The following is a 9,220-nucleotide window of genomic DNA, read 5'->3' as shown; positions in this document are numbered from 1 at the left end:
ACGGTCGCCCTGAAGTTCACCGGGACCGAGGACTCCTCGCTCCAGACCAGCTTCGTCGTGGACGACACCGCCCTGACGACGAGCTGACGCACCGCGGCCGACCGAGCGTCCCGCACCCGGGGGGAAGACCTCCGGGTGCGGGACGTCCCGCGTCGAGCGGACTCAGAAGGTGCGCGCGAGCAGGTCGAGCAGGGCCGTCCAGTGCCGCTCGTCCGCCGCCTTGTCGTACGCCGGGGTGTCGGTCTGGGTGTAACCGTGGTGGGCGCCCTCGTACACCTCGCAGCGGTGCCGGACGCCCGCCGCCGTGAGGGCCTCCTCCAGCCGCTCGATCTGCTCCGGGGGCAGCGACGAGTCCTGGTCGGCGTGGCCGAAGTACACCTCGGCGGTGATGTTCCCGGCGACCAGGTGCGGGCTGTCCGGGTCCTCCGGGGCGAGCCGCCCGCCGTGGAAGCCGGCCGCCGCCGCGACCCGGTCCGGGTAGCTGCCGGCGGTGAGCAGCGACAGCCGGGCGCCCATGCAGTAGCCGGTCAGTGCCACCGGGCCGTCGGCGACGAGCGGGCTGTCGGCCAGCCAGCGCAGATAGGCGCCCGCGTCCCGCTTGGCCAGCTCCGGCGTCAGCGACTGCATGACCGGACCGATCCGCTCCCAGAGGGTCGGGTCGGCACCCGGGTCGATGAACTCGGGCAGCTCGAAGACCGGGGTCCGGCCGTGCCGGTAGAAGACGTTCGGCACCAGGACCGTGTAACCCTCCGCGGCGATCCGGTCGGCCATCGACCGCAGGTGGGGGCGGATGCCGTAGGCGTCCTGGTAGAGGAGCACGCCCGGGTGGGGCTGCCCGTCGGCGGGGTGGGCGAGGTAGGCGTCGGCGGTGCCGTCCTCGGTGGTGATGTCGACGGCGGTGCCCTGTACGGCTGTCATGGGGAGTGCCTCCCTGCGAAATGGGCGCCGGGCGGCGAGTACGCGCGCTCGACGGTACGTGCATCGGCCATGCTGTCACGCAAGATCCGCGGTCCGGCAGCCGGGCCCGGGGTCACTCGAAGCGGCCGGTGTCACCCGCGCCGCGCCGTACGATCTCGGCCTCGCCGCCGGAGAAGTCGATGACCGTCGTGGGTTCCGTGCCGCAGTCCCCGGAGTCGACCACCGCGTCCACCACGTGGTCGAGCCGGTCCTTGATCTCCCAGCCCTGGGTCAGCGGCTCCTCCTCGTCGGGCAGCAGGAGCGTGCTGGACAGCAGGGGCTCGCCCAGCTCGGCCAGGAGGGCCTGGGTGACCACGTGGTCCGGGATGCGCACCCCGACGGTCTTCTTCTTGGGGTGCAGCAGCTTGCGGGGGACCTCGCGGGTGGCCGGGAGGATGAAGGTGTAGCTGCCCGGGGTCGACGCCTTCACGGCCCGGAACACGTCGTTGTCGACCCGCACGAACTGTCCGAGCTGCGCGAAGTCCCGGCACATCAGGGTGAAGTGGTGCCGGTCGTCGAGGCGCCGGATCGAACGGATCCGGTCCATCCCGTCCCGGCTGCCGAGCTGGCAGCCGAGGGCGTAGCAGGAGTCGGTGGGATACGCGATGAGCGCGCCGGAGCGCACGGCGTCGGCGACCTGGGAGATGCTGCGGGACTGCGGGTTCTCGGGGTGCACGTCGAAGTACTTCGCCATTCGGCGAGCTTATGCCGTGAACGGGTCAGGACGCCTCCGGCGGTTCGGCGAGGGGGTGCGGGCGCCGACGGGGTGAGGGGGAAGGTCTCCGCCGGCGGCCCGAGGGGGGATGGACCGCCGGCGGAGACGCGCGACACCGGGGCGGAGGGGGTGAGCCCCTGCCGCGCTTCGCTGCGCGGCTTCCCCGAAAGACACCGGGTACTCCCACCGGCCCCGAGAAGTTTCCGTGCCCCGCCCACGCCCCCGCCCATGCCTGGGCCGTCGCTGCTCGCGCCTCGGCTGCGGCACGCCGATGCCCGGGCTTCCGCCCGTGGCCGGGCCCCGGCCTACGGCCCCTACCCATGTCCCCGCCCCCCTGACCGTCTCCGGGCCCCGCCCCGTCCATGCCCCGGCCCCCACCCACGCCCTGACATCCCCGCGGCCCCGCCGCGGTGTCGCCCACTCGGGGTCGGCTGTCGCCGTCGCCTGCCCGGGGCTCGCCCTTCCCGACGTCCCACCCACGCCGCCACCGACTCCCCTGTGAGTCGCGGGAGTTGGGCGATCCCCGCCCCGGCGTCGGCCCCCTGCGGATGCACACCGCCGGGTGGCGGTGTCGGGGCCGCTTTCGGGTGACCCCCGCAGCCCGTCGCCGGAGGACCGGACGGCCGGTGCCGGACGATCGCACACGGCAGGGCGCCCCCGCCCGACCCGCCGTCCACGGCCGCCGCGGCTACCCACGGTGACGGGCGTCACTGGAACGGACCGCGTCGACCTCTCATCCCGGCAGGACCCCTGATACCAAGAAAACCGGTGGCACCTCGCCCACCTTCGCCCCCCTACCTCCCCTAGGAGGCGGTCCCATGACCCCGGCGACGCCCACCCCGGCCGACACGGCGGACCTCCATGGCCCGCCCGCCGAAGAGACCCCCACGATCCACGTCCTGTGGATCAACGCCGGACTCAGCTGCGACGGAGACTCGGTCGCGCTGACGGCCGCGATGCAGCCGAGCATCGAGCAGATCGTCCTCGGTGTGCTGCCGGGCCTGCCGAAGGTCGCCGTCCACTGGCCGCTCATCGACTTCGAGTGCGGACCCGTCGGCGGCGCGGACACGTTCATCGAGTGGTTCTTCAAGGGGGAGCGGGGCGAACTCGACCCCTTCGTCCTCGTGGTGGAGGGCTCGATCCCCAACGAGGCCATCAAACCCGAGGGTTACTGGTGCGGCTTCGGCGACGACCCCGCCACCGGCCAGCCGATCACCACCAGCGAGTGGATCGACCGGCTCGCCCCCCAGGCCCTCGCCGTCGTCGCCATCGGCACCTGCGCCACGTACGGCGGCATCCACGCCATGCAGGGCAACCCCACCGGCGCGATGGGCGTGCCCGACTACCTCGGCTGGGACTGGAAGTCCCGGGCCGGCATCCCCCTCGTATGCGTCCCGGGCTGCCCGATCCAGCCCGACAACTTCGCCGAGACGCTCACCTATCTGCTCTACCAGGCGGCGGGCTCGGCCCCGATGATCCCGCTGGACGACAAGCTGCGCCCGACCTGGCTGTTCGGCGCCACCGTCCACGAGGGCTGCGACCGCGCAGGCTACTACGAGCAGGGCGACTTCGCCGACACCTACGACTCGCCCAAGTGCCTGGTGAAACTGGGCTGCTGGGGCCCGGTCGTCAAGTGCAACGTACCCAAGCGAGGCTGGATGAACGGCATCGGCGGCTGCCCGAACGTCGGCGGCATCTGCATCGCCTGCACCATGCCCGGCTTCCCGGACAAGTTCATGCCGTTCATGGACCAGCCCCCGGGCGCGACCCTCTCCACCACCGCCAGCGGCGCCTACGGCGCGGTCGTCCGCAGACTGCGCGCCGTCACCCAGCACACCGTGGACAAGGAGCCCAAGTGGCGTCACACCGGGCGCAAGATCACCACCGGCTACCGGCCGCCCTGGTGACCCCCCGCGGCACCCGGACCCCGTCCCCTCCGTCCCCCACCCGCACCTCCCCCGCAGAAGGGCACCACAGAGACGATGGCACCGACGACCAAGGCGGCCGGCGACGGTAGTGGCCTGATCGAGATGTCCTGGGACCCCATCACCCGCATCGTGGGCAGCCTGGGCATCCACACGAAGATCGACTTCAAGCAGAAGCGGGTCGCCGAGTGCTACAGCACCTCGTCGGTCTTCCGCGGCTACAGCGTGTTCATGCGCGGCAAGGACCCGCGCGACGCGCACTTCATCACCAGCCGCATCTGCGGCATCTGCGGCGACAACCACGCCACGTGCTCGGTGTACGCGCAGAACATGGCGTACGGCGTGAAGCCCCCGCACCTCGGCGAGTGGGTCATCAACCTCGGCGAGGCCGCGGAGTACATGTTCGACCACAACATCTTCCAGGAGAACCTGGTCGGGGTCGACTACTGCGAGAAGATGGTCCGGGAGACCAACCCCGGCGTCCTCGAACTCGCCGAACGCACCGAGGCCCCGCACGCCGCGGACCACGGCTACCGCACCATCGCCGACATCATGCGCTCCCTCAACCCCCTGGAGGGCGAGTTCTACCGGGAGGCGCTCCAGGTCAGCCGCTACACCCGGGAGATGTTCTGCCTGATGGAGGGCCGCCATGTGCACCCCTCCACGCTCTACCCGGGCGGCGTCGGCACCAACGCCTCCGTGCAGCTGTTCACGGACTACCTCAGCCGCCTGATGCGGTACGTCGAGTTCATGAAGCGCGTCGTCCCGCTCCACGACGACCTGTTCGACTTCTTCTACGAGGCGCTGCCCGGCTACGAGGAGGTCGGCAGGCGCCGGGTCCTGCTCGGCTGCTGGGGCGCCCTCAACGACCCCGAGCACTGCGACTTCACCTACGCCAACATGACCGACTGGGGGCGGAAGATGTTCGTCAGCCCCGGCGTCGTCGTGGACGGCAAGCTCGTCACCACCGACCTCACCGAGATCAACCTCGGCATCCGCATCCTGCTCGGCAGCTCCTACTACGACGACTGGGCAGGCCAGGAGCAGTTCGTCACCCACGACCCGCTCGGCAACCCCGTCGACCCCCGCCACCCCTGGAACCAGCACACCATCCCGGCCCCGCAGAAGCGGAACTTCGACGACAAGTACAGCTGGGTCATGTCGCCGCGCTGGTTCGACGGCAAGGAGCACCTCGCCCTGGACACCGGCGGCGGCCCCCTCGCCCGGCTGTGGACCACCGCGCTGGCCGGCCTCGTCGACACCGGCGGTGTGAAGGCGACCGGACACAGCGTGGTCATCAACCTGCCGCGCACCATGACCCGGCCCGAGACCACCTTCGAGTGGAAGATCCCCAAGTGGAGCAACGCGCTCGAACGCAACCGCGCGCGCAGCTACTTCCAGGCGTACACGGCCGCGCTCGCCCTGCACTTCGCCGAACAGGCCCTCGGCGAGGTCCGCGCCGGACGTACCCAGACCTGGGAGAAGTTCGAGGTCCCGGACGAGAGCGTCGGCGTCGGCTTCACCGAGGCCGTCCGCGGTGTCCTCTCCCACCACATGGTCATCCGCGACGGCAAGATCGCCAACTACCACCCGTACCCGCCCACCCCGTGGAACGCCAGCGTCCGCGACTCCTACGGCACGCCCGGCCCGTACGAGGACGCCGTGCAGAACACGCCGATCTTCGAGGAGAACCCGCCGGACAGCTTCAAGGGCATCGACATCATGCGCACCGTGCGCAGCTTCGACCCCTGTCTGCCCTGCGGCGTCCACATGTACGTCGGCGGCGGTCGCACCGTGGAGACCATGCACGTCCCCACCGGCCTGAGCGGACTGGGCGGATGAGCGCCCCCGCCGTTCCCGTGAACGCCGAACTCGCCGGGCGGCGCGTGGAGGAGGTGCTCGACCGGCTGACCGCCACCGGCGACCCCACCGCCGTCGCGGCCGCCGAGGAACTGGTGCGCTCCCTCATGGAGTTCTACGGCGCGGGACTCGCCCGGATCGTCCAGCTCCTCGCCGTCCCCGCCGACTCCCGCTTCCGCGAGGCCCTGCTCGGGGACGAACTGGTCGGCAGCCTCCTCGTCCTGCACGACCTGCACCCCGAGGACCTGCCCGCCCGGATCGCCCGCGCCCTCGACACCGTTCCGGCCGACGTCGAGGTCGTCACCCTCGACGAGACGAGCGGAACCCTGCGCCTGCGCGCCACCGCAGCCGGCTGCGGCTGCGCCTCAGGCGGCACCACCGACGTACAGCGGGCCGCCCAGGACGCGCTGACCTGCTTCGCACCGGAGGTCACGGCCGTGGAACTGGCGCCGGCCGAGCCCGCGCTGCTCCAGATCGGCGCCCGCCCCGGGGCCCCCGCGTGACCGCGCCGCCACCGCTGCGGGCGCCCGGCCTGCGCCGCTTCCTGTCCGGGCGCCCACCGCGGCCCGAACGCTGCGGGCTGTGCGCCACCCCCGTCGAGGAGGGGCGCCACCGCCACCTCGTCGACGTCGAACAGCGCGCCCTGGTCTGCGCCTGCGGCCCCTGCCTGCTGCTGATGGAACGGCCCGGCGCCGGCTCCGGCCGCTTCCGGGTCGTACCCGACCGCCGTCTCACCGACCCCGGCCACCGCCTCGACGACGGCGCCTGGGACCGGCTGCGCATCCCGGTCGGCGTCGCGTTCTTCTTCCGCAACACCGCGCTCGACCGACTGGTGGCCCACTACCCGAGCCCCGCCGGGGCCACCGAGAGTGAACTCGACCCCGACACCTGGGACTCCGTCCTCGGCGGCAGCCGGCTCGCCGCGCTGCTCGAACCGGACGTCGAGGCACTGCTGCTGCGCCGCACCGGCGACGGCATCGTCTGCCACCTCGTCCCCATCGACATCTGCTACGAACTCGTCGGCCGCATGCGCCTGTTGTGGCAGGGCTTCGACGGCGGCGCCGAGGCACGCGCCGCCCTCGACGCGTTCTTCGCCCAGGTCGAGGAGCGGGCCGAACCCCTTCCGGAGGAGGCCCGCCCATGACCGAACTCTCCTTCTCCTGCACGGGAGTCCGCGCCGACCGCTACGCCGCGGGACCCACCCTGGTGTTCCGGCTGCGCGTCACCGCCTCCGGCGACGAACCCGTGCACGCCCTGGCACTCAACTGCCAGCTCCGCGTCGAACCCGCCCGGCGCGGCTACGACCGCGCCGAGGCGGACGGCCTCGTCGACCTCTTCGGCGAACCCTCCCGCTGGGGCAGCACCCTCCAGCCGGTCCAGTTCGCCCAGGTCTCCCTGCTCGTCCCCGGCTTCACCCACGAGACCGAGGCCGACCTCGTCGTGCCCTGCACGTACGACATGGACATCGCCGCCACCCGCTACCTCGCCGCGCTCGACGGCGGCGAGGTGCCGCTGCTCATGCTGTTCTCCGGGACGGCGTTCACGGGAGCGGGCGGCTTCCGCGTCGAACCCGTGCCCTGGGACCGCGAGGCGTCCTTCCGGATGCCCGTGGCGACCTGGCGCGAGATGGTCGAGCAGCACTTCCCCGGCTGCGGCTGGATCAGCCTGCCCCGCGCCACCATGGACGCCCTGCTCGCCCACCGCTTGCACCGCGCCCTGCCCTCCTGGGAGGCGACCGTCCAGGACCTCCTCGCCCACGCCGGGACCGGGCGGCGCACCGCCCCCGCCGGCACCCCCCTCACCGGCACCGGCGGAAGGAACGCTCCATGAGCGTCACCGCGTTCGCCCCCGCGACCGAGGCCCGCCTCGCCCTCGCCCGCACGGTGGCCGACGCCGTCCTCTTCGAGGGCTACGTGCTCTACCCGTACCGCGCCTCCGCCGCCAAGAACCGGCTGCGCTGGCAGTTCGGCGTCCTCGTGCCGCCCGCCTGGGGCGCCGACCGCGAGGAACACACCTTCCAGCACACCGAATGCCTCATGGAACCCGGGGCGGACGCCACCCTCGCCGTCGAACTGCGCTTCCTGCGCGCCCGCCGCCGCGAGGTCCAACGCGCCCTGCCCGGCGGCGGATTCGAGACCGTCGCCGAACTCCCCCTGGACGACCGGGTGCTCGTCCCCTGGGACGAAGGCGTAGAGGACCGCGTCGAGGCCGTCGTCCCGCTGGACCGGCTCCTCGCCCAAGAGGTCGCACTGCCCTTCGACCGGCCCGCGGGCGAGGAGAGCGAACCCGTCCTCGACGCGCACGGCCGCACCGTCGGCCGGACCGTCCACCGCCATGAACGGCTCGACGGCCTGCTCCGCCTGTCCGCACACGAACTCGACGGGCCCTACCGGGTCTTCCGGCTCACCGCCGTCGTCGAGAACACCAGCACCTGGACCCCGCCGGACGGCCACGCGTCCGACCGGGACGCGGCCCTCCCGCGCTGCCTGGTGGCCACCCACCTCCTGATGGCGCTCGACCGCGGCGGATTCCTGTCCCTGACCGACCCGCCCGAGTGGGCCGGGGGCGCCGTCGCCACCTGCCGCAACCTGCACACCTGGCCCGTCCTCGCCGGCGAACCCGGCCGCACGGACGTCGTGCTGTCCTCCCCGATCATCCTGGAGGACCACCCGGCCATCGCCCCCGAGAGCCCCGGCGCGCTCTACGACGCCACCGAGATCGACGAGATCCTCGCCCTGCGCACGGCCGCCCTCACCGACGCCGAGAAACGCGAGGCCCGCGGCACCGACGCACGGGCCGCCGCCGTGATCGACCTCGCGGACTCGCTGCCCCCCGAGGTGCTGGAACGCCTGCACGGCGCCGTGCGCGGACTGCGCGAGGTGACCCGGCCCGCCCCCGCCGCCGGGCCCACCGCACCCGACGCCCCGTGGTGGGACCCGGCGAGCGACGCCGGATTCGACCCCGCCACCGACCGCGCCCTGGTCGACGGCCGGCCCGCCGGAGCCGGCAGCCGGGTCGTCCTGCGCCCCGGGCCGCGCCGCACCGACGCCCAGGACCTGTTCCTGCACGGCCGCACCGCCACCGTCGAGGCCGTCCTGCACGACGTCGACGGCGCGGTCCACGTCGCGGTCACCGTCGACGGCGACCCCGGCGCCGACCTCCGCCGCGCACAGGGCCGCTTCCTCTACTTCCAGCCCGACGAACTCGCCTGGCCGAAGGAGAGCGCGTGAGCGGGCCCGCGGCACCCGGCCGCGTCCTCGTCGCCGGCATCGGCAACGTGTTCCTCGGTGACGACGGCTTCGGCGTGGAGACCGCCCGCGCCCTGACCGCCCGCACCCCGCCCGCACACGTCGAGGTCATGGACGTCGGCGTACGGGGAGTGCACCTCGCCTACCAACTCCTCGACGGCTACGACACGTTGATCCTGCTCGACGCCACCGCCCGGGGTGGCGCCCCCGGCACCCTGTACGTGATCGAGCACGAGGACACCGGCGCGGCGGGCGCCCCGATGGACGGCCACCGCATGACCCCCGACGCCGTGCTCGCCCTGCTCGCCACCCTGTGCGCAGGCACCGGCGGGCGCCCACCGCGCCGCACGCTGGTCGTCGGCTGCGAACCGGCCCGCGTGGACGAGGGGATGGGACTCAGCGAGCCCGTCTCCGCCGCCGTACCCGAGGCGGTCCGGATCGTCGAGGGCCTGGTCGAGCAGTCCCCGGAACCAGGTGCGCGGCCCTGGACCGAAACCGTCACGCCGTGAAGCCGT

9 protein-coding genes are annotated in these 9,220 nt (G+C 72.9%); 7 read left to right on the top strand and 2 right to left on the bottom strand.

The features are described from left to right. Positions 1 to 162 precede the first annotated feature (162 nt). Together AB0F77_RS40635 and AB0F77_RS40630 are read right to left on the bottom strand one after the other, a co-directional pair. The gene (locus tag AB0F77_RS40635) at positions 163 to 918 is read right to left on the bottom strand and encodes a dienelactone hydrolase family protein (protein WP_361958992.1); all 756 of its coding nucleotides are present in this window, start codon (positions 916 to 918) and stop codon (positions 163 to 165) included. 112 nt (positions 919 to 1,030) lie between these two features. Further along, entirely contained in the window at positions 1,031 to 1,651 is a 621-nt protein-coding gene (locus AB0F77_RS40630; RefSeq protein WP_361958989.1) for an L-threonylcarbamoyladenylate synthase, read from the bottom strand. 839 nt (positions 1,652 to 2,490) lie between these two features. Between AB0F77_RS40630 and AB0F77_RS40625 the strand changes: the two genes are divergently transcribed. The 7 genes from AB0F77_RS40625 to AB0F77_RS40595 all read left to right on the top strand — a co-directional run bounded on the left by AB0F77_RS40625 (position 2,491) and on the right by AB0F77_RS40595 (position 9,214). Then, positions 2,491 to 3,579, top strand: coding sequence for a hydrogenase expression protein HypE (locus AB0F77_RS40625; RefSeq protein ID WP_361958986.1), 1,089 nt, complete (start codon positions 2,491 to 2,493; stop codon positions 3,577 to 3,579). A 75-nt stretch (positions 3,580 to 3,654) separates the two neighbouring features. Further along, positions 3,655 to 5,439, top strand: a complete 1,785-nt coding sequence (locus AB0F77_RS40620; RefSeq protein ID WP_361958983.1) for a nickel-dependent hydrogenase large subunit — start codon at positions 3,655 to 3,657, stop codon at positions 5,437 to 5,439. Further along, a complete protein-coding gene (locus AB0F77_RS40615; protein WP_361958980.1) occupies positions 5,436 to 5,960 on the top strand; it encodes a hypothetical protein in 525 nt (174 codons plus the stop codon). Before AB0F77_RS40620 ends, AB0F77_RS40615 begins: the two co-directional genes overlap by 4 nt. Then, positions 5,957 to 6,601, top strand: coding sequence for a DUF5947 family protein (locus AB0F77_RS40610; RefSeq protein ID WP_361958978.1), 645 nt, complete (start codon positions 5,957 to 5,959; stop codon positions 6,599 to 6,601). The genes AB0F77_RS40615 and AB0F77_RS40610 overlap by 4 nt, the downstream gene beginning before the upstream one ends. Continuing rightward, on the top strand, positions 6,598 to 7,287 hold the full coding sequence (locus AB0F77_RS40605) for a DUF6084 family protein (protein ID WP_361958975.1): 690 nt from the start codon (positions 6,598 to 6,600) through the stop codon (positions 7,285 to 7,287). Before AB0F77_RS40610 ends, AB0F77_RS40605 begins: the two co-directional genes overlap by 4 nt. Then, on the top strand, positions 7,284 to 8,687 hold the full coding sequence (locus AB0F77_RS40600; RefSeq protein ID WP_361958972.1) for a hypothetical protein: 1,404 nt from the start codon (positions 7,284 to 7,286) through the stop codon (positions 8,685 to 8,687). Before AB0F77_RS40605 ends, AB0F77_RS40600 begins: the two co-directional genes overlap by 4 nt. Continuing rightward, positions 8,684 to 9,214, top strand: coding sequence for a hydrogenase maturation protease (locus AB0F77_RS40595; RefSeq protein WP_361958969.1), 531 nt, complete (start codon positions 8,684 to 8,686; stop codon positions 9,212 to 9,214). The genes AB0F77_RS40600 and AB0F77_RS40595 overlap by 4 nt, the downstream gene beginning before the upstream one ends. The last annotated feature ends 6 nt before the right edge of the window (positions 9,215 to 9,220 follow it).

This window comes from Streptomyces sp. NPDC026672 (assembly GCF_040638185.1).
Taxonomy (GTDB): Bacteria; Actinomycetota; Actinomycetes; order Streptomycetales; family Streptomycetaceae; genus Streptomyces.
The sequence above is the reverse complement of the archived record's forward strand: the minus strand, read 5'-3'. Positions and strand labels throughout refer to the sequence as shown.